Raw genomic sequence first — 19,637 nt, 5'->3', positions numbered from 1 at the left:
GGGCGGGCGGGGTACGGAGCCCAATTCGGACGCCGTGCCTGCCCCTGCGCGGCGGCCGCCGGCTTTCCCTCCGTGAAAGCCGGCGGCCGTGCCTTGGCCCGTGGTGTCGGTCAGCCGACCTTCTCGATCAGCGCACGGCGGATCAGGAACTTGCCGGGTTCCCGGACCTGTTCGAAGGCCGCGTTGTTGAGCAGCACGCAACTGCCGGAGACCGACGTGACCTTCACCGTCGTGGACTTGTTGTTGTCCAGGTTGGTGACCTTCAGCGTGGTTCCCGCCGGGAACTGGTTGCTGGAGGCGGCCGGCGTGCCGGCCTCGCCGGAGAGCGTGACGGTCGAGCCCTTGCAGACCTGCTGCCCGGAGGCGGCGGTGCCCCCGGTGTTACCGGTGTTGCCGGTGGCCGCACTCTTCGAGGGTGTTGCCGTGGCGGTCTGGCCGGTCTGGCCCGTCTGCGTTCCGCTCGCCGCCTGGGAGCCCTGAGCCGACTCCCCAACGACGCAGCCGGACGCCTTCTGCTGCACCTTGATCTGCGCGATGACCGCCTCGCGGTTGGCGATCCGGGCCGACGACTGGGCGTCCGGGTTCGCCTTCTGGTCGGCGATGAACTTCTGGTTGTTGCCGAGGGCCGTGGCCAGCCCCGAGCAGACGGTCGAGTCCGCGGCGGACGACAGTGTCTTCGCGTTCGGCGAGGTCTGCGAGGCGTTCGAGGTGGACGCCAGGACGAAGGCCCCGCCGCCGGCCACGGCTGCGGCGCCGACCAGCAGTGCGATCGACTTCTTGGCGCCGAGAGTTCTCCTACGCGACATGCGCGCCTCCTCAAAGGGGGGTGGGGGAGCGTACGTCGGTAGGTACGAGATGCCGAACGTCGTTACTCAGCGGTTACAGGAGTCACTGAAGTAACCTGCGTCACACTTGAGTTGAGCGCTGTTCAGCTCTTGCTCCTGGCCAGCGCTTCCTGTACGGCCTCGTCGGTGCGGGCGACGACCGCCGTGCCGTCGTCGGCGGTGATGATCGGCCGCTGGATGAGCCTGGGGTGCTCGGCGAGGGCTGTGATCCACCGGTCGCGCGCGCTCGCGTCCCGCGCCCACTCCTTCAGTCCCAGTTCCTTGGCGACCGCCTCCTGGGTGCGGGTGACGTCCCACGGTTCGAGCCCGAGTCGTTCCAGTACGGCCCTGATCTCGTCCTCGGTCGGTACGTCCTCCAGGTAGCGGCGGACGGTGTACTCGGCCCCCTCGGCATCGAGCAGACCGATCGCGGTGCGGCACTTCGAGCAGGCGGGATTGATCCAGATCTCCATGCGGGGAACGGTACGCGGGCCGCCGTCGAGGAGTGCTCTGTTCGAATTTCGGGGAGTGTCGTGGGAACCCCTCACGCACATCGCGCCCCACCTGAAAAACCCTTCTCCACCTGGCTGTTCGGTGCCTTTACGGGCTGTCTCGTTGTCAGTCCCGGCCGGTACACTGGAAGCAGTGTTCGAGAGAGTCGCCGGGATGTCCGGAGGCCCTCTGACCGCGACAGGAGGATGCCTGTGCCCGCTGCCGCACTGAAGCCGAAGCCGAAGTCCCTGCCGACCCAGTCCACCGCGAAGCGTGCGGTCCTGCTCGACTCGCCGTACGCGCCGGCGGAGAAGCGCCCGCTGCCGGCCGGGCGGCCACGAGAGTGGTATGTCACACACAACCGCCGCCTGAAGGCCATGCGCCTCGCCATCGCCCTGCTCGACTCCGGCGTCTACCTGCCCAACCAGGCGCGCAACGAGACGATACGGAGCACGGCGGAGAGCATCGGCATCCATCCGCCGTCGGACACGACGTGCCACATGGTGCGGGCCCTGATGCGCTATTCGCGGTGAGCCGGTGGTGCCGGGTGCCGTGTGTTCGCGGCGGCGCCCGGCGCTTGGCCGGCTGGGGGCTGCCGCCCCCAGGCCCCCGCGTCGGGGGTGCGCCCTTGTGGTCCGGCTGCGGGCCGGTGGGGGTTGCTCGCGCAGTTCCCCGCGCCCCTAAAAGAACTCACCTGCGGGCAGTCGTGCCGCTGGGGCGGCACGGGTGGGCGCAGCGGCACCCTGCAAGCGCCGGTAAGCGTCCCCACCCCCGGCCCCCCGGGCCCGCTCACCCGCTCAGCTCCCGTTCAACCGGCGTACGGAACCGCGGCGTGACCTTCGCCGTGCCCACCCATCCGCGCAGCCGCTCCGCCTCCGCCGCGATCGCCTGCTCGGCCTCTCTCCCGATGCCGGGATCGAGGATCCGCCAGACGATCTCGCCGTCCCGGCGCTGCGCCCAGCCGCCCACCACCAGCCCGTTCCACCACACCGTCGGCCCCACGTTGCCGCTTCTGTCGAAGAGCAGCGGCCGGAGCTCCGGCGGCAGGTACCAGTCCCGCTGCTGCCATGCCATGGCCGTCGGGTCGAGGGCGGGGAGGAGGGCCGCCCAGGGGCGGGACGGTTCGGTGACCGGCGGCAGATCCCCGGCTGTCACGTACCCCGTGTCGCCCTCGTCCAGCGTCACCGGCTGCGCTCCGATCGCGGTCAGCGCGCGGCGGACCTCCGTCACCCGCCACCCCGTCCACCACTTGAGGTCCGCTTCCGTGGCCGGGCCGCAGGCGTGCAACCAGCGGTCCAGCAGGACCGCCTGGGCCGCTGCCGGGTCCAGCTCCGCATGGTCCGGCGCCGGTGCCCAGCGGAACTGGCTGGACGTCCAGGAGCCCAGCGGGCGGCCCCGCACCACCTTGCCCTCCACGCCCAGGACCCTCAGCAGGCGCGTGGAGACGGTGTGGACGCCCTCGTAGCTCTTGCCCGCGGCGTACGTGAACTGCTCGCGCAGGCGTGGTTCGGTGGCCGACAGTTCCGCCGCCGTCGCCTGGCCGAGCCGGGCCAGCGCGGCCAGCGCCGCGGACTCGACCTCCGCGAGCCAGGCCGCGTCCGGGGCGCCGGCCTGTGCCATGTCCTTCAGCAGGTGGGCGCGTTCGCGGGCGGCGACCGTCAGGCCCGTCGACGCGTGGACGACCGCCGTGAGCTCCGCGGGGAAGACGAACACCGTGTGCCGCATGCCGTGCATCCGCACCAGGGTGCGGTCCTCGTACAGGGCCTGTTCCGTCTCCGGCACGGTCTTCGCCGCCTCGGCCAGCCGCGCCCCCACCGCCAGGTACACCGTGGCCGGATCCGAGCCGTGCAGCGCCACCAGCGCCTCGGCGACCTCCGTCGGCGCCGTCGCCCGCGCGGGGCCCGCCAGCCGGTGGCGCACCGCCAGCCGGGCGCGCCGCTCCGCCACCCCGATGTGCCGCCGCCCGCCGCTCATGCCGACCTCCCCATGGACTCCTGACCGCATCCTGCCCGACGCCACTGACAATCACCTGTTCGCCGGGCTCGGCATGCGGCCGCCCCGGTATCTCCCTTTCACTGCGATCAGCAGGTGACGGAGGGGACAAGTCGCCGGAGGGGGCCAGTCGACAGAGGGGAGCGCCGTATGACCACACCCGCCGACCGTGCCGCCCGCGGCAAGGCCGCCCGCAAGCGGGCCCCCCGCTCGGCCCACGCCTTCTGGCTGCCCGCCGTCGACCGCCCCGATCCCGTCGCCGTACTGGAGCGGCAGGGCCGCGACCGGCTGCCCGAACTGCTGCCCATCCGGTACGGGCGGATGGCCGCCTCGCCCTTCGCCTTCCTGCGCGGCGCGGCCGCCGTGATGGCCGCCGACCTCGCCGCCCAGCCGCACACCGGGCTCACCGTGCAGCTCTGCGGGGACGCGCATCTGCTGAACTTCGGGCTCTACGCCTCCCCGGAGCGGTCCCTGCTCTTCGACCTGAACGACTTCGACGAGACGTTCCCCGGGCCCTTCGAGTGGGATGTCAAACGGCTCGCCGCGTCCGTCGCCGTCGCCGCCCGCGAGAACGGGCACGGCGATCCCGCGGCCCGTGCCGCCGCCCGGGCCGCCGTGGCCGCGTACCGGACCGCCATGCGGCGGCTGGCCGGGCTCGGGGAACTCGCCGTCTGGTACGAACGGGTCGACACCGACGGCCTGACGGCCCTGGCCCGCTCCGTGCGCCGCCGGCGCCGGATCGAGGACACCCTCACCCGGGCCCGGCGCCGCACCAGCCTGCACGCGCTCGGCCGGCTCACCGAGACGACCGGCGGGCAGCGCCGCATCATCAAGGACCCGCCGCTCCTGGAACCCGCCGGCGCCTCCGACATGGCCTCCCTGCGCAAGACCTTCAGCGACTACCGCTCCACCCTCGCCGGGGAGCGGCGCCTCCTCCTCGACCGCTACCGCTTCGTCGACGCGGCCCGCAAGGTCGTCGGTGTCGGCAGCGTCGGTACCCGCTGCTTCATCGTCCTGCTGGCCGGCCGGGACGTCGACGACCCGCTGTTCCTCCAGATCAAGGAGGCCCGGACATCCGTGCTGGAGCAGCATCTGCCGACCGGGCCCTACTCCCACCACGGCCACCGGGTCGTCGCCGGGCAGCGGCTGCTCCAGGCCGCCGGGGACGTCTTCCTCGGCTGGATGACCGGCCCCCAGGGCCGCGCCTTCTACTGGCGCCAGCTGCGCGACATGAAGGGCTCCGCCGAGGTCGCCGCCATGGACCCGGAGGGCCTGCGCGGCTATGCCACGCTGTGCGGTACGACCCTGGCGCGCGCCCACGCCCGGTCCGGTGACCGCATCGCCATCGCCGCCTACCTGGGCGGCACCGACACCTTCGACCACGCGGTCACCGACTTCGCCCTCGCCTACGCCGACCAGACCGTCACCGACCACGCCACCCTCGGCGCGGCCGTGACGGCGGGTGTCCTGACGGCGGTGCCGGGGGTCTGAGCCGGCTCGGTGAAGCGGCCGGTGCCGTCGCCGAAGGGGACGTCCCAGGCCTTGGGGGTGTAGACCGCGGGGGAGCACAGGCCGATCGCCGAGGCTCGGTCGCCGTGGTGCCGTACGAGATCCGCGACCGTCCGGCCGCTCATGCCGAACCCCACCAGGATCAGCGGGCTGTCCGGCTCCACCTGGGCGTCGATCACCGCCGCGGCCTGTTCGAAGCGGCGGCGCAGGCTCAACTCCGCGCGTACCGTACGGGCCGCCCGCGGCCCAGGTGCGGGATGCGCGAAAACGGGATGCACGCCGAGTGACCGGCTCCCTACGCTGGAGAAGCGTTGCGGAGTGGTCCACCACCGCTTTCCGAAGGGCGGGCCGCGCCCCCGGGACTCGGGGCTACACTGCCGCGCACCGACGGACGGCCGCCCGTCCCCCGCGTGCCGTCGGATCCGTCGACCGCTCACACACCCACGCCATGGAGACCCGTCATGGGCACCATCGTCCTATCCGGAACCGTCGTCCTGGTCATCCTCGGATTCGGCAACCACAACTGGTGGCTCGCCGCCGTCGCCCTGCTCTTCCTGTACGTCCAGTACGGGCGGGGTTCGTCGTCGGCCTCCTCGTCGGGCGGTTCGTCCGGCGGGGGAGGGGGCATGGCCAGCGACTACAAGACGTACCGCGACCGCCGTGACCAGCAGGCCAAGTGGGAGCGCCGCTATCGCCGCGAGCGCCCCCTGGAGTCCCGGCGCCAGCAGAACGAGAAGGGGAAGTAGGGGAAGCAGAGGAAGTAGTAAGCGGGGGGAGCAGGCAGCGGGTGTCCCGGCGGTCAGAGGCCCGGGGCGCCCCAGACCGGGAACCAGCGGCTGAGGTCCTGCTCGATCCGCAGGTCGTTCGCGAGCACCGCCTTCACCTGCAACTCCAGCGCGCTGTCCCGCCGTTCACCGGATCCGGGCAGCGGCGCGAAGGGGTAGAACGTCCCCCGCTTGTAGAGGTACACGAGCGCGAGCCTGCGCCCGCGCTCGTCCTCGAAGGCGGCCAGGGAGCAGAGCAGCTGCGGGCCGAAGCCGTTGACCTCCATCGAGCTGTTCACCGCGTGCAGGTCGTTGACCAGCTGCGGAAGCTGGTCGGAGGGGCGCTGCGAGACCAGCCAGGAGTAGCCGTAGTCGTCCTGTCGCAGCTCCACCGGAACGCCGGCGCGGTCCGTGTCCGCGTCGAGGAGCGCCTGGACCTCCCGGTGGGTCTGCTCGAAGGCCGCGCCCTCCACGGTGGCGAAGCACACCGCGCCCCCGCCGGTGGGCGTGAACCCGGCCGCGGCCTCCAGCGTCACCGCCGCCGACGGCAGCGCGAACAACTGGTCGAGATCGGGCGCGACCGGCTTCGTACGGCCCAGCAGGATGTCCAGGAACCCCATGCTCACCCGGCCTTTCCGGGCGTCGTCGCCTCACCCAGCTCCGCCGAGATCCGCCCCAGCTGCTCAAGCCGCTGCTCCAGGGACGGGTGGGTGGAGAAGAAGCGCTCGATGCCGGGTTCCTTGCCGGTCGCCGGGGTGAAGTAGAACGCGTTGAAGGCCTGGGCGGTGCGCAGGTCCTTGGTCGGGATCCGGGCGATCTCACCGGAGACCTTGGTGAGCGCCGACGCCAGCGCGGAGGGCCGGCCGGTGAGGTGCGCGGCGGCCCGGTCGGCGGCCAGCTCCCGGTACCGGGACAGCGCCCTGATCAGCAGGAAGCTGATCGCGTACACGGCCGCGGAGACCCCGATGATCGCGGCGAACACGGCGGCGGTGTTCTGGTCCCGCCGGCCGCCCCCGAAGATCTGGGAGTAGAACGCGAACCGCACGATGAGCCCGGCGATGACCCCGAGGAAGGACGCGACCGTGATCACGGCGACGTCCTTGTGGGCCACGTGCGACAGCTCGTGTGCCAGCACGCCCTCCAGCTCGGCGGGCTCCAGCCGCCGCAGCAGCCCCGTCGTCACGCACACCACCGCGTGATCGGGATTGCGGCCGGTGGCGAACGCGTTCGGCATGTCCATCTCGGAGACGGCGACGACGGGCTTCGGCATGTCCGCGATGGCACACAGCCGGTCCACCACGGCATGGAGCTCGGGATACTCCTCCCGCTCCACGACCCGCCCGCGCATGGCGAACATCGCGATCCGGTCGGAGAACCAGAACTGCGCCACGAACATCGCGCCCACCAGCACGACGACCAGCAGCCACGACTTCAGCAACACGATCAGCGCGGCAACGAAGCCGACGTACAACAACCCGAGCAGGAACAGCGTGACCGTCATCCGCACGGTCAGCCGCCGGTCGCTCCGGAAGCGACTCTGCATCTTGCACCACCCCGCAGTCAGGCACTCGTCCCGCTGTCCAGTGTGCACCTGCCGAGAGCAATGAGAAGGCTCCGAAAGCGCCTAGTAGCGGCAAAGGCTCAGTCCGGCCCGTGCCGGCAGCGCCGCCGCCTCCTCGGACCCGAGCGGAACGTCCGGCGTCGGGTGCCACTGCCGGACGGACCGCTCGGCCCAGCCCCGCAGTTTCACGTCCGGGTCGTCGAGCAGAGCGACCGCGGCCCGCAGCCGTACGAGTCCGCCCCGCGCGTCCAGCAGCCGGAACGCGGCGACCCGCGCATGCCGCGCCCGGCCGGCCGCGAGCCGGGTCGCCGAGCAGCTCCCGGAACCGTCGTACGTCCGTGACGTCGAGGATCCGCAGCCCGGCCACCGCACCCGCCCGCACTCCGCCCTCGGCCGGCCCCACGACCGCGCGGACACGGGTCGCGCCGATTGCGCGGGGTGCACGACGGGCCGGTGCGTCGGGTTCCTAGTACGGCGACCGCGTCTGTATGTACCCCAGCAGCAGGATCACCGCCGCGACACACCCCAGCACCACCGCCGTCGACACCCACGACGACCGTCGCGGCGCCACCGGCCCCGGATCCGCCCGGAACGGCGCCGGGTCCGGGGGGTTCTCCTTCCAGCGGGCGGCCAGCATCCGGGCCCGTGCGGACGGCTCCTTGTGCTCCGCCTCGGCGGCCCACCTGAGGTCGAACTCGTGTTTCTCGTCGTCTTGTTGGGACATCCCGGCTCCCCCGTCTCGAACATCAGTACCGACGCACGATACGACGACGCCCCCGCCCTGAGAAACAGGAACGGGGGCGTCGACGGCCGGAACGGCGCCTGTCACACGTCGAAGTACAGCTCGAACTCGTGCGGGTGCGGGCGCAGCTGCAGCGGGGCGATCTCGTTGGTGCGCTTGAAGTCGATCCACGTCTCGATCAGGTCGGGCGTGAAGACGTCACCGGCGAGCAGGAACTCGTGGTCGCGCTCCAGGGAGTCCAGGACGGCCGGGAGGGAGGTCGGGACCTGGGCGACGTTCGCGTGCTCCTCGGGAGCCAGCTCGTAGAGGTCCTTGTCGATCGGCTCGGCCGGCTCGATCTTGTTCTTGATGCCGTCCAGACCCGCGAGGAGCAGGGCCGAGAAGGCCAGGTACGGGTTGCCGGAGGAGTCGGGCGCGCGGAACTCGACGCGCTTGGCCTTCGGGTTCGAACCCGTGATCGGGATACGCATCGCGGCGGAGCGGTTGCGCTGCGAGTACACCAGGTTGATCGGCGCCTCGAAGCCCGGGACCAGGCGGTGGTACGAGTTCACCGTCGGGTTGGTGAAGGCCAGCAGCGACGGGGCGTGCTTCAGGATGCCGCCGATGTAGTAGCGGGCGATGTCCGACAGGCCCGCGTAGCCGGCCTCGTCGTAGAAGAGCGGGGAGCCGCCCGTCCACAGCGACTGGTGGACGTGCATGCCCGAGCCGTTGTCGCCGAAGATCGGCTTCGGCATGAAGGTCGCGGTCTTGCCGTTGCGCCAGGCCACGTTCTTCACGATGTACTTGAAGAGCTGGAGGTCGTCGGCCGCGGCGAGCAGCGTGTTGAACTTGTAGTTGATCTCCGCCTGGCCGGCGGTGCCCACCTCGTGGTGCTGGCGCTCGACCTGGAGGCCGGACTTGGCCAGCTCCAGGGAGATCTCGGCACGCAGGTCGGCGAAGTGGTCGACCGGCGGGACCGGGAAGTAGCCGCCCTTGTAGCGGACCTTGTAACCACGGTTGTCCTCAAGGGCACCGGTGTTCCAGGCACCCGCCTCGGAGTCGATGTGGTAGAAGGACTCGTTCGCCGAGGTGGCGAAACGGACGCTGTCGAAGACGTAGAACTCGGCCTCGGGGCCGAAGTAGGCCGTGTCGGCGATGCCCGTCGACGCGAGGTACGCCTCCGCCTTCTTCGCCACGTTGCGCGGGTCACGGGAGTACTGCTCACCTGTGATCGGGTCGTGGATGAAGAAGTTGATGTTGAGCGTCTTGTCGCGGCGGAAGGGGTCCACCCGGGCCGTCGACAGGTCGGCGCGCAGCGCCATGTCGGACTCGTGGATCGCCTGGAAGCCGCGGATCGAGGATCCGTCGAAGGCGAGCTCGTCGTCCGGGTCGAACGCCTCGACGGGCAGCGTGAAGTGCTGCATGACGCCCGGCAGGTCGCAGAACCGGACGTCGACGAACTTGACGTCCTCGTCCGCGATGAACTTCTTGGCCTCGTCGGCGTTCTGGAACATCCAGCTCCTCCTACTCCCGGCCGTTCCCGTGCCGGGGTGGTAGTTCGTTCGTGCGGCCAGTGCGGTGGCACACGTTGTCCACGACCCTAGGGACGGGTGATTTCTCGGGCGTGACCCATTTGTTTCGCTGAAGTTAACCGACCTTGGCTCCACCGTAGCCCCGGGACACCCCGCCGGACCCCGGGCGGATACCGGGGCAGTACCGTTGACGGGTGGACAACAGGCAAGCAATCGGATCGTGGCTCTCCGGACCCCGTGCGGCCATGGAAGAGGCCGGTGCGGAGTTCGGGTACCGGGGCGAGCAGCTCGGTCTGCCGGAGGACGGGCCGGGCTCCATCGCCCGCCCTGGACGGCGGCTCGGTGCGCTGCTCGTGGACTGGGCGCTGTGCGTCTTGATCGCATACGGCCTGATCACCGACGGCTACACCCCGGCGACCAGCAACTGGGCCCTCCTTGTCTTCTTCGCCCTGGGTGTTTTGACGGTCGGTACGCTCGGCTTCACGCCGGGTAAGCGGCTGTTCCGGCTGCGGGTGGTCGGCGTTGACACGGGCCGGGTGCAGCCGCTGCGCGCCCTGGCCCGCACGGTGCTGCTGTGCCTCGCGATCCCGGCACTGGTGTGGGACCGGGACGGCAGGGGGCTGCACGACCGGCTGGCGAAGACCGTAGAGGTCCGGATCTGAGGTAGACGTCCGGCTGCGGGCCGGTGGGGGTTGCTCGCGCCCACGCGGCGGAGCCGCAAATCAGATACAGCCCCGCGCCCCTTACGGGGCGCTGCCCAGCCGCCCCTTTTCAGCTACCCAGCTGCGGGCAGGCGTGCCGCAGGGCGGCACGGGTGGGCGCTGGGGGTCCCCCCTCTGGGGGAGGCACCCTCCAAGCGCCGGTAAGCGACCCCACCACCCGGCCCCAGCCCCACCCGCGGCTCACCTCCTCCGCAGCACCCGCCCCAGCAGCTCCCGCAGCTCTCCCTCCGGGTCGGACACCGCGCCCTCCGAGCGCCACGCCACGAACCCGTCCGGACGGACCAGTACCGCCCCGTCCGCCGTCGTCCCGTGCGCCACAGCCCAGTCGGCGTCTTCCGCGTCGTACACGAGATCGGCCTCCGACCCCGCCGCCCCGATCCGGTACGTGTCCAGCCGCAGCCGCTCCGTGTCCGCGATCCGCCGGGCGGCCGCGTGCCACGCCGCGCCCCCGGCCGACTCCGCGTCGCTCAGCAGGACCAGCGACCGCTCGTACAGGTCGAGCGACGAGATCCGTTCGCCCGCGCGGCGCAGCCACAGGTGCGGGGCCCGGCTGCCCGGCTGACCGGTCAGGTCCATCCCGTCGGGTACGACCGGCTGCCCGGGGTCGGCCCCGAGGACCGCGCCCTTCGGGTACCGGTAGCCGAGGACGATGTTGAGGATGCCGCCGCGCTTGCCGGCACCGATGCCGGGGGCGGGCGCGAAGCCGGGGTGGCTGTGCTCGACGGAGCGGGCGGAGGCGCGGGCGCTGGTGGCGAGGGCGACCGGGCGGCGCTCGGCGTCGTAGGAGTCGAGGAGCCCGGGGCCGGCCCAGCCGTCGAGGACCGCCGCCAGCTTCCAGGCCAGGTTGTGGGCGTCCTGGATGCCGGTGTTGGAGCCGAAGGCCCCGGTCGGGGACATCTCGTGCGCGGAGTCGCCGGCCAGGAAGACCCGCCCGGACGAGTACCGTTCGGCGACCCGTTCGGCCGCCCGCCAGGAGGCCCTGCCGGTGATCTCGACGTCGAGGTCGGGGACGCCGACGGCCCGGCGGATGTGCCGGGTGAGCCGCTCCTCGGTGAACTCGTCGAGGGTTTCGCCGCGTTCGGGGTGCCAGGGGGCGTGGAAGACCCAGCGCTCCTTGTTGTCGACGGGGAGGAGGGCGCCGTCGGCCTCCGGGTCGGTGAGGTAGCAGCAGATGAAGCGGCGGTCCCCGACCGTGTTCTGGAGCAGCTTGGAACGGAAGGTGATGCTGACGTTCGCGAACAGGTCGCCGGGGCCCGTCTGGCCGATGCCGAGCCGGCCGCGGACCGGGGAGCGCGGGCCGTCGGCCGCGACCAGGTAGTCCGCGCGGACGGTGTACATCCGGTCGGAGTCACGGTCGCGGACGTACGCCGTCACTCCTTCGGGGTCCTGTTCGAAGGACTCCATCTCGTGGAAGTAGCGCAGCTCGCCGGTGAGTGACTCGGCCGCCTGGCGGAGCACGGGTTCGAGGTCGTTCTGGCTGCACAGGCACCAACCCGTAGGGCTGAACTTCACGAGTCCGCCGCCCGGGTCGATCTCCTTGAACAGCCATTCGCCGGCGTCGCCGACCAGCGTCGGGGTCTGCAGGATGCCGTGGTTGTCGGCGAGGAGGCAGGCCGTGGCCTTGATGTCCGGCTCGATGCCCGCCCTCCGGAACAGCTCCATCGTCCGCACGTTGTTGCCCCGGCCGCGTGGGTGGATCGAGGTCCCGGAGTGTCTCTCGACGAGCATGTGGCGTACGCCCAGACGGCCCAGGAAGAGGGACATGGACAGCCCCACGAGGGAGCCGCCCACCACGAGGACGGGGACCTGGTGATCGGTTCTCTGCTGCATCGGGCACTCCAGAGGCGGGTGTTGGTGCGTCAGGTGCGGTCGGGACTTCCATGCCCTGCCCGGCCCCTTCGGGAGGGGTTCCGCGGGCTCAATCACCCACCTGGTTCACGCGAGTCGCGCGCTTCGGAGGACCGGCACAGGATCAAGAAGCGCTGACGCCGCGTCATCGGCCGAGGCGCAGGCCGCTGCCCCCGCGAAGGAGATGTGCGAAGCATGACGACGATCTCGGAAAAGGTTTCGGAAAAGCCGACCCGAAAGACCCGCCGGGTCTCGACACGGGTCTCCCAGTCCGTCTTCGACGGCTCCCGGCTCCGGGTCGTCCTGCTGGTGGACGTCTACGACGGCGCGCAGCAGCAGTTCCTGGAGGCCTACGAGCAGCTGTGCAGCCAGGTCGCCCAGGTGCCCGGCCACGTCAGTGACCAGCTCTGCCAGTCGATCGAGAACCCCTCGCAGTGGCTGATCACCAGCGAGTGGGAGAGCGCCCCGCCGTTCCTCGCCTGGGTGAACAGCGAGGAGCACGTGGAGATGGTGAAGCCGCTGCACAACTGCGTCCGCGACACCCGCTCGCTCCGCTTCCACGTCGTACGGGAGACCGGCGGCCCGTCGGCGGACGCCGTACGCGTCCTGCAGGCCCAGCCGAGGATGGGCGACGGCGTGATCCGCCACGCGCTCACCTTCACGGTCACGCCGGGCAGTGAGGCCAAGGTCGCGAAGATCCTCGCGGACTACGCCTCGCCCGAGGCGAAGGTCGACGACTCCACCCGGCTCTGCCGTACCTCCCTGTTCATGCACGGCAACCGGGTCGTGCGGGCCATCGAGGTGCGCGGCGACCTGATGGCCGCCCTGCGCCACGTCGCCCGGCAGCCCGAGGTGCGGGCCGTCGAGGAGGCCATCAACCCCTACCTGGAGCAGGAGCGCGACCTCAACGACCAGGAGTCCGCACGGGTGTTCTTCACCCGGGCGGCGCTGCCGGCCGTGCACCACGTCGGCGCCGAGGAGCCGGCCGAGGGCGAGCGGTACGCGCAGTATTACCCGGCCCGCCCGGGCTGCGGGATGCGGCTCGCGGAGCTGCTCGCCCAGCAGGACGAGGCCGCGGCCGAGGCCCCGGCGAGCCCGGTGCTGCACAGCACGGTCTTCCAGCGCGACGACGTCGTCGTACGCCTGGTCGAGCAGCGGCCCGGCACCCCCCTGGACGTCACCCCGGCCCACGCGCTGACCGCCCTGCTGGACGACGACGCGGTGCGGATGCAGCTCATCACCGACCGCCGCTCGCCGGACGCCTGACGCCTCACCGGCGCATCACCCCCACGGAGGAACGCAGACATGCAGCCCATTCCGAAGATCGTCGACCTCAGCGAGATCGAGCCCAACACCAGGCGCGGCGGCGATCTGCGCGCCATGCTCACCCCGGCCACGGTGGGTTCCACCAGCGGTTTCATGGGTGTGGCCATCGTGCAGCCGGGCGACCGCATCGCCGAGCACTACCACCCGTACTCCGAGGAGTTCGTGTACGTCGTCTGCGGCGACATGGAGGTCGACCTGGACGGCGAACCGCACCCGCTGCGGCCCGAGCAGGGACTGATGATCCCCATCAACATGAAGCACCGCTTCCGCAACGTGGGCAACGTCGAGGCCCGGATCGTCTTCCACCTCGGCCCGCTGGCCCCGCGCCCGAGCCAGGGCCACGTCGACACCGAGGAGACGGAAGCCGTCGCCGTGGGGCAGGTCCGGTCGTGACCCGGCGCGTGGCGGTTACGGGCATAGGCATCGTGGCTCCGGGGGGTGTGGGCGTACCGGCGTTCTGGGATCTGCTCGCCTCGGGCCGGACCGCGACGCGCGGCATCACCTTCTTCGACCCCTCGGGCCTCAGGTCGCGGATCGCCGCCGAGTGCGACTTCGACCCGGCGGCGCACGGCCTGGACGCCGAGGAGATCGAACGGGCGGACCGTTACATACAGTTCGCCCTGGTCGCCGGTGACGAGGCGGTCCGGGACTCCGGGCTCGACTTCGGCCGGGAGGACCCCTGGCGGATCGGGGTCTCCCTGGGGACGGCCGTGGGTGGCACCACCCGCCTGGAGCACGACTACGTCCTGGTGAGCGGCGCGGGTCAGCGCTGGGACGTGGACCACCGGCAGGCGCAGCCCCAGCTGCACCGGGCGTTCTCCCCGAGCACCCTGGCCTCCGCGGTGGCGGAACGATTCGGCGCCCAGGGTCCGGTGCAGACCGTCTCCACCGGCTGCACCTCGGGCCTGGACGCCGTCGGATACGCCTTCCACACCGTCCAGGAGGGCCGCGCCGACATCTGCATCGCCGGCGCCTCGGACTCCCCGATCTCACCGATCACCATGGCCTGCTTCGACGCGATCAAGGCCACCTCCCCGAACAACGACGACCCCGAGCACGCCTCCCGGCCCTTCGACAACCGCCGCGACGGGTTCGTCATGGGCGAGGGCGGCGCGGTACTCGTCCTGGAGGAGCTGGAGCACGCCAAGGCCCGCGGCGCGCACATCTACTGCCAGCTCGACGGCTACGCCACCTTCGGCAACGCCTACCACATGACCGGTCTGACCAGCGAGGGCCTGGAGATGGCCCGCGCCATCGAGACCGCCCTGGACCACGCCCGCCTCGACCCCACCGCCATCGACTACGTCAACGCGCACGGCTCCGGCACCCGCCAGAACGACCGCCACGAGACCGCCGCCGTGAAGAAGGCGCTCGGACAGCACGCGTACGGCACGCCCATGAGCTCCATCAAGTCCATGGTGGGCCACTCGCTCGGCGCCATCGGCGCGATCGAGGTCGTCGCCTGTGTGCTCGCCCTGGCCCACCAGGTCGTCCCGCCCACCGCGAACTACGAGACCCCCGACCCCGAGTGCGACCTCGACTACGTGCCGAAGGTCGCCCGCGAACGGCGCCTCGGCGGCGTCCTGTCCGTGGGCAGCGGGTTCGGCGGCTTCCAGTCCGCGGTGGTCATGACCCGGCAGAGAGGACGGACACGATGAGCGAACCCCGGTCTCGACGGGCGGCCGTCACCGGCATCGGTGTCGTCGCGCCCAACGGAACCAGCACCGAGACCTTCTGGAAATCCGTCCAGGAGGGACGCAACGTCCTCGACAAGGTGACCCGCGAGGGCTGCGAGCACCTGCCCATGAAGGTGGCCGGCGAAGTCCGCGACTTCGACCCGGCGGCCGCCGTCGAGGAACGCCTCATCGTCCAGACCGACCGCTTCACGCACTTCGCGATGGCCGCGGCCGACCTGGCGCTCGAAGACGCCCGGCTCGGCCGCGCCGACACCGACGGCTCGCCGTTCGACATCGGCGTGGTCACCGCGGCCGGCTCCGGCGGCGGCGAGTTCGGCCAGCGCGAGCTCCAGCAACTGTGGGGCAAGGGCAGCCGGTTCGTCGGCCCCTACCAGTCCATCGCCTGGTTCTACGCGGCCAGCACCGGCCAGATCTCCATCCGGCGCGGCTTCAAGGGCCCCTGCTCGGTGGTCGCCGCCGACGAGGCCGGCGGCCTGGACGCCCTCGCCCACGCCGCCCGCGCGGTCCGCCGCGGTACGGACGTCATCGTGGCCGGCTCCACCGAGGCACCGATAGCTCCCTACTCGGTGGTCTGCCAGCTCGGCTACGAGGAGCTCAGCCGGGAGACCGACCCGGCCCGCGCCTACCGCCCGTTCACCGAGCAGGCCTGCGGGTTCGTGCCGGCCGAGGGCGGCGCCATGCTCGTCGTGGAGGACACCGGCTCGGCCCGCAGACGCGGACTGCCGGTGCGGGCCACCCTCGACGGCCATGCGTCGACCTTCACCGGGGCCTCCCGCTGGGCCGAGTCCAGGGCCGGGCTCGCCCAGGCCATCCGCGGGGCGCTGGCCGAGGCCGGCTGTGCCCCCGAGGAGGTCGACGTGGTGTTCGCCGACGCCCTCGGCGTGCCGGAGGCCGACCGGGCGGAGGCGCTGGCCATCACCGACGTGCTGGGCGCGCACGGCAGGCGGGTGCCGGTCACCGCGCCCAAGACCGGGATCGGACGCGGCTACTGCGCGGCCCCCGTCCTCGACACCGCCGCCGCGGTGCTGGCGATGGAACACGGGCTGATCCCGCCGACCCCGGGCGTCTTCGACATCTGCCACGACCTCGACCTCGTGACCGGCAGCGCCCGTGCCGCGCGGCCACGCACGGCACTGGTGCTCAGCCGGGGCCTCATGGGGTCGAACTCGGCGCTCGTGCTGCGCCACGGCGCGGCCGAGTGAGTCGAACACACCAGCTGCCCAGCAGCTAAGCAGAAGGAGTTCCTATGAGCATCACCGTGGACGAACTGTCCGAACTCATGAAGAAGGCCGCCGGCGTCACCGTCTCCCCGGCCGACCTGCAGGACCGGGCCGACAGCGGATTCGACGTCCTCGGCGTCGACTCGCTCGGCCTGCTCGGCATCGTCGGCGAGCTGGAGAACCGGCACGGCGTGCCCATGCCGGTGGACGCCGAGCGGTGCAAGACGCCCCGCCAGTTCCTCGACCTCGTCAACAGCGCCATGCCCGCAGGAGCCTGACATGACCGGACACACCCAGAACGAGATCACCATCGCCGCGCCCGTCGACCTGGTCTGGGACATGACCAACGACGTGGCCAACTGGCCCCAGCTGTTCAGCGAGTACGCCAGCGCCGAGATCCTCTCCGACGAGCGCGGCAAGGTCACCTTCCGGCTGACCATGCACCCCGACGAGAACGGCAAGGTGTGGAGCTGGGTCTCCGAGCGCTCGGCGGACCGCCGCAACCTCCGCGTCAAGGCCCGCCGGGTCGAGACCGGCCCGTTCGCGCACATGGACATCCTCTGGCAGTACGAGGAGGTGCCCGCCGGTACCCGGATGGTCTGGACCCAGGACTTCGCGATGAAGCCGGAGGCCCCCGTCGACGACGACTGGATGACCGACAACATCAACAAGAACTCCAAGGTCCAGATGGCCCTGATCCGCGACAAGATCGAGAAGGCCGCCACCGGCCGGCGCCCCGACCCGGCCCTGGCCGACTGAGCCGGCCGTCAGGAAGACAGGAACGGAGAGACACGTGCACCAGGCCCTGATCGTCGCCCGTATGGCACCGGGCTCCGCCCCCGACATCGCGAAGGTGTTCGCGGACTCCGACCGGGGAGAACTGCCGCACCTCGTCGGGGTCACCCGGCGCAGCCTCTTCCAGTTCGGTGATGTGTACATGCACCTCATCGAGTCCGAGCGCGAGCCGGGACCGGCCATCGCCAAGGTCACCTCGCACCCCGAGTTCAGGGACGTCAGCGACCGTCTCCAGGCGTACGTCAGCGCGTACGACCCGGAGACCTGGCGCTCCCCGAAGGACGCGATGGCCCAGCGCTTCTACCTCTGGGAGCGCGACGGCGGCGCGTGACCCCGCGTACCGCCGTACGCCAACGGTGCCGGACCCGCGCACGACGCGGGCCCGGCACCGGCGCATGCCGGGCCCGCGTCTCAGGCGGGCACCGTGCACTCGAAGGCGTGCAGGTACGGGTTGACCGGCCGGATGTCCTCGACGCTCAGACCCGCCTCCGTCAGCCGGCGCACCATGCTGTCGGTGGTGTGCTTGGCCCCGCCGACGTTCAGCAGGAGCAGCAGGTCCATCGCGGTGCTGAACCGCATCGACGGGGTGTCGTCGACCAGGTTCTCGATCACCACGACCCGGGCCCCGGGACCGCCCGCCGCGACCACGTTGGCGAGCAGCCGCGCGGTGGAGTCGTCGTCCCACTCCAGGATGTTCTTGATGATGTAGACGTCCGCGTCGACCGGCACGGCCTCCCGGATGTCACCGGGCACCACCCGCGCCCGGTCCGCGAGGTCCCCGCCCTCGCGCAGCCGGGGCAGGCACTTCTCCACCACCTTGGGCAGATCCAGCAGATAGCCCTTCATCGCCGGGTACTTGTCCAGCAGGCTGGCCACCACGTGCCCCTGGCCGCCGCCGAGGTCAGCGACCGACCGGCTGCCGGACAGGTCCAGCAGCGCGGCGACCTCCCGGGCCGACTGCTCGCTGGAGGTGGTCATCGCCCGGTTGAAGACGTCGGCCGACTCCGGCGCGTCCTCGTTCAGGTAGACGAAGAACTCCTTGCCGTAGAGGTCCTCGACGACGTTGCGGCCGCTGCGTACGGCCTCGTCGAGCATCGGCCAGGCGTCCCAGGTCCACGGCTCGGTGCACCACAGGGCGATGTAGCGCAGGCTGTGCGGGTCGTCCTCGCGCAGCAGCCGGGAGGTCTCGGTGTGGGCGAACGTCCCGTCCGGCCGCTCGGCGAAGACGCCGTAGCAGGACAGGGCGCGCAGCAGCCGGCGCAGCGGCTTCGGGTCGGTCCGCACCGCGGAGGCCAGGGTCTCCACGGTCATCGGGGCGTCGCCGAGCGCGTCGGCGACGCGCAGCCGGGCGGCCGCGCGGACGGCGGCGGCACAGGCCGCCCCGAACACGAGCTCGCGCAGCCGCATCGACGGCGGCGGAGCGTCCTCCTCCGGCCCCTTGGCCGGCGTCCGGAGGTCGCGTGCTGGTGCGGTCATGTGCCGCCTTCCTTCCTTGTGGGGTGTCGTACGGCCGTCAGGTCAGCACAGACCCGCGGGCTTGGACTTCTTGCAGGTGTTCTGCTTGAAGGCGTTGCCGTGCTTGGTGGCTTCCTGGTTGACCAGGTCGGCGGGGGCGTTGCCCGACAGCTTGTTGTGGGTGATCTGGTTCTTGTCGCTGGTGACACCCACGAAGCTCTTGAAGACCACGACACCGCCCGACAGCGGGGACTTGCCGGAGTTCCCGGTGACCGTGTTCCCGGTGACCAGGGTCTTCTCGGTGCCGGTCAGGACGATGCCGGAGCCCTTCAGGAAGGCCAGCCGCGCGGTCTTCTTGCAGTACTTGTTGTTCTTCACGACCTTGTTGTCGGCGACGGTCAGATGACCGGCCTTCGGCTTGTTCTCGTCGCCGACGACGAACACGCCGGCGCAGTTGCCGGTCACCGTGTTGTCCGAGACGGTGAGGTTGCGCAGCCGGCGGACGGTGACGCCGATCCGGTTGCCCTCCAGACGGTTGTGCTCGACGATCGTGCCGCCGGTGTCGACGGCACCCTTCTCCGTGGTGACGGAGTTGGCGAGGAAGATGCCCGCGTCGCCGTTGTTGCGGGCGACGTTGTACCGGTACGAGCTGTGTACCGAGCGCTCCTCGGCGAGGCCCCACTGCCCGTTCTTCACGGCTTCCACGCCGTGCACCTGCAGGTTGGCCGCGCCCACGGCCATGACGCCGATCCGGGAGAACCCGGTCACGGTCATGCGGGCGATCGTCACGTCCTCGACGGGCTTCTTCTTGGCGCCGACCACGCAGATGCCGTTGCCCATCTCGGCGCAGGACTTCTGGGCGGCCTTCTTCGCGGTGCTCTTCACCTTCTTGCCCGGCTTGAGCACGGTGTCCGGGCCCACGCCGCGCAGCGTGAGGCCGGGCGTGGTCACCTTGACGCTCTCGCGGTAGGTGCCGGCCGCGAGGAGGACCGTGTCGCCGGGCGCGGCGGCGTCGACCGCCTTCTGGATGGACTCACCGGGGTGCACCTGGAGAACGCGGTGCGTGGCGGTCGCCGGAGCGGCGCCGATGAGAGAGCCGCACAGGGCGGCGCTGCACGCGAGGTATGCGATATGGCGTTTTGTCACATCTGGCAGGTTAGGAGCAGATGACCTGATAAA

Annotated in this window: 23 protein-coding genes; 11 read left to right on the top strand and 12 right to left on the bottom strand. The window is 71.2% G+C overall.

Annotated elements, in window-relative coordinates; genetic code table 11:
- Positions 1-110 precede the first annotated feature (110 nt).
- Together SSP29_RS15515 and SSP29_RS55655 are read right to left on the bottom strand one after the other, a co-directional pair.
- Entirely contained in the window at positions 111-806 is a 696-nt protein-coding gene (locus tag SSP29_RS15515) for an SCO2207 family protein (protein ID WP_089101215.1), read from the bottom strand.
- A 122-nt stretch (positions 807-928) separates the two neighbouring features.
- Positions 929-1,297, bottom strand: coding sequence for an arsenate reductase family protein (locus SSP29_RS55655; RefSeq protein ID WP_089101214.1), 369 nt, complete (start codon positions 1,295-1,297; stop codon positions 929-931).
- A gap of 231 nt (positions 1,298-1,528) precedes the next feature.
- Between SSP29_RS55655 and SSP29_RS55650 the strand changes: the two genes are divergently transcribed.
- Positions 1,529-1,849 carry a hypothetical protein gene (locus SSP29_RS55650; protein WP_089101213.1) on the top strand — a complete coding sequence of 107 codons (321 nt, stop codon included), beginning with the start codon at positions 1,529-1,531 and terminating at the stop codon, positions 1,847-1,849.
- A gap of 256 nt (positions 1,850-2,105) precedes the next feature.
- Here SSP29_RS55650 and SSP29_RS15500 read toward each other — a convergent pair whose 3' ends face one another.
- A complete protein-coding gene (locus SSP29_RS15500; protein WP_089101212.1) occupies positions 2,106-3,290 on the bottom strand; it encodes a winged helix DNA-binding domain-containing protein in 1,185 nt (394 codons plus the stop codon).
- Between the two features lie 168 nt (positions 3,291-3,458).
- On the opposite strand from SSP29_RS15500, the gene SSP29_RS15495 reads away from it, so the two are divergent.
- Complete coding sequence (locus tag SSP29_RS15495) at positions 3,459-4,799, top strand: DUF2252 domain-containing protein (protein WP_089101211.1); 1,341 nt, start codon at positions 3,459-3,461, stop codon at positions 4,797-4,799.
- On the opposite strand, the gene SSP29_RS59085 is transcribed toward SSP29_RS15495, so the two are convergent.
- Positions 4,715-5,095 (bottom strand): alpha/beta fold hydrolase, encoded by a 381-nt coding sequence (locus tag SSP29_RS59085; RefSeq protein WP_150134232.1) that lies wholly within the window; start codon positions 5,093-5,095, stop codon positions 4,715-4,717. The two genes, SSP29_RS15495 and SSP29_RS59085, sit on opposite strands and share 85 nt — an antisense overlap.
- 183 nt (positions 5,096-5,278) lie before the next feature.
- On the opposite strand from SSP29_RS59085, the gene SSP29_RS15485 reads away from it, so the two are divergent.
- A complete protein-coding gene (locus SSP29_RS15485; protein ID WP_089101210.1) occupies positions 5,279-5,563 on the top strand; it encodes a hypothetical protein in 285 nt (94 codons plus the stop codon).
- Between the two features lie 53 nt (positions 5,564-5,616).
- Here SSP29_RS15485 and pspAB read toward each other — a convergent pair whose 3' ends face one another.
- From pspAB to glnA, 5 genes are all read right to left on the bottom strand, one after another.
- Positions 5,617-6,201: a PspA-associated protein PspAB gene (pspAB, locus tag SSP29_RS15480; protein ID WP_089101209.1), complete on the bottom strand. Its 585-nt coding sequence runs from the start codon at positions 6,199-6,201 to the stop codon at positions 5,617-5,619.
- Between the two features lie 2 nt (positions 6,202-6,203).
- The gene (htpX, locus tag SSP29_RS15475) at positions 6,204-7,124 is read right to left on the bottom strand and encodes a zinc metalloprotease HtpX (protein WP_089101208.1); all 921 of its coding nucleotides are present in this window, start codon (positions 7,122-7,124) and stop codon (positions 6,204-6,206) included.
- An 81-nt stretch (positions 7,125-7,205) separates the two neighbouring features.
- On the bottom strand, positions 7,206-7,514 hold the full coding sequence (locus tag SSP29_RS15470; protein ID WP_150134230.1) for a hypothetical protein: 309 nt from the start codon (positions 7,512-7,514) through the stop codon (positions 7,206-7,208).
- A 94-nt stretch (positions 7,515-7,608) separates the two neighbouring features.
- Positions 7,609-7,866, bottom strand: coding sequence for an SCO2583/SCO2584 N-terminal domain-containing protein (locus tag SSP29_RS15465; RefSeq protein ID WP_089101207.1), 258 nt, complete (start codon positions 7,864-7,866; stop codon positions 7,609-7,611).
- Between the two features lie 101 nt (positions 7,867-7,967).
- Positions 7,968-9,377 (bottom strand): type I glutamate--ammonia ligase, encoded by a 1,410-nt coding sequence (gene glnA / locus SSP29_RS15460; RefSeq protein ID WP_089101206.1) that lies wholly within the window; start codon positions 9,375-9,377, stop codon positions 7,968-7,970.
- A 212-nt stretch (positions 9,378-9,589) separates the two neighbouring features.
- Between glnA and SSP29_RS15455 the strand changes: the two genes are divergently transcribed.
- A complete protein-coding gene (locus SSP29_RS15455) occupies positions 9,590-10,057 on the top strand; it encodes an RDD family protein (RefSeq protein ID WP_089101205.1) in 468 nt (155 codons plus the stop codon).
- Positions 10,058-10,297: 240 nt separating this feature from the next.
- On the opposite strand, the gene SSP29_RS15450 is transcribed toward SSP29_RS15455, so the two are convergent.
- The gene (locus SSP29_RS15450) at positions 10,298-11,947 is read right to left on the bottom strand and encodes an FAD-dependent oxidoreductase (protein WP_089101204.1); all 1,650 of its coding nucleotides are present in this window, start codon (positions 11,945-11,947) and stop codon (positions 10,298-10,300) included.
- A gap of 213 nt (positions 11,948-12,160) precedes the next feature.
- Here SSP29_RS15450 and SSP29_RS15445 point away from each other — a divergent pair, with 213 nt between their 5' ends.
- From SSP29_RS15445 to SSP29_RS15415, 7 genes are read left to right on the top strand one after another with little or no spacing between them, the layout of a single operon-like run.
- Complete coding sequence (locus SSP29_RS15445) at positions 12,161-13,231, top strand: SchA/CurD-like domain-containing protein (protein WP_089101203.1); 1,071 nt, start codon at positions 12,161-12,163, stop codon at positions 13,229-13,231.
- A 39-nt stretch (positions 13,232-13,270) separates the two neighbouring features.
- Positions 13,271-13,684 (top strand): cupin domain-containing protein, encoded by a 414-nt coding sequence (locus tag SSP29_RS15440; RefSeq protein WP_089101202.1) that lies wholly within the window; start codon positions 13,271-13,273, stop codon positions 13,682-13,684.
- Positions 13,681-14,949 carry a beta-ketoacyl-[acyl-carrier-protein] synthase family protein gene (locus SSP29_RS15435; protein ID WP_150134227.1) on the top strand — a complete coding sequence of 423 codons (1,269 nt, stop codon included), beginning with the start codon at positions 13,681-13,683 and terminating at the stop codon, positions 14,947-14,949. The genes SSP29_RS15440 and SSP29_RS15435 overlap by 4 nt, the downstream gene beginning before the upstream one ends.
- A complete protein-coding gene (locus SSP29_RS15430; RefSeq protein WP_089101201.1) occupies positions 14,946-16,190 on the top strand; it encodes a ketosynthase chain-length factor in 1,245 nt (414 codons plus the stop codon). Before SSP29_RS15435 ends, SSP29_RS15430 begins: the two co-directional genes overlap by 4 nt.
- Positions 16,191-16,234: 44 nt before the next feature.
- Positions 16,235-16,486, top strand: a complete 252-nt coding sequence (locus SSP29_RS15425) for an acyl carrier protein (protein WP_089101200.1) — start codon at positions 16,235-16,237, stop codon at positions 16,484-16,486.
- Position 16,487: 1 nt separating this feature from the next.
- A complete protein-coding gene (locus tag SSP29_RS15420) occupies positions 16,488-16,967 on the top strand; it encodes an SRPBCC family protein (RefSeq protein WP_089101199.1) in 480 nt (159 codons plus the stop codon).
- Positions 16,968-17,001: 34 nt separating this feature from the next.
- Positions 17,002-17,334, top strand: a complete 333-nt coding sequence (locus tag SSP29_RS15415) for a TcmI family type II polyketide cyclase (protein WP_089101198.1) — start codon at positions 17,002-17,004, stop codon at positions 17,332-17,334.
- 80 nt (positions 17,335-17,414) lie between these two features.
- On the opposite strand, the gene SSP29_RS15410 is transcribed toward SSP29_RS15415, so the two are convergent.
- Both SSP29_RS15410 and SSP29_RS15405 read right to left on the bottom strand, forming a co-directional pair.
- Entirely contained in the window at positions 17,415-18,479 is a 1,065-nt protein-coding gene (locus SSP29_RS15410) for a methyltransferase (protein WP_150134226.1), read from the bottom strand.
- A gap of 42 nt (positions 18,480-18,521) precedes the next feature.
- Entirely contained in the window at positions 18,522-19,604 is a 1,083-nt protein-coding gene (locus SSP29_RS15405) for a right-handed parallel beta-helix repeat-containing protein (protein ID WP_089101197.1), read from the bottom strand.
- Positions 19,605-19,637 lie beyond the last annotated feature (33 nt).

The sequence above is a fragment of the Streptomyces hyaluromycini genome (assembly GCF_002217755.1).
Taxonomy (GTDB): domain Bacteria; phylum Actinomycetota; class Actinomycetes; order Streptomycetales; family Streptomycetaceae; genus Streptomyces; species Streptomyces hyaluromycini.
The sequence above is the reverse complement of the archived record's forward strand: the minus strand, read 5'-3'. Positions and strand labels throughout refer to the sequence as shown.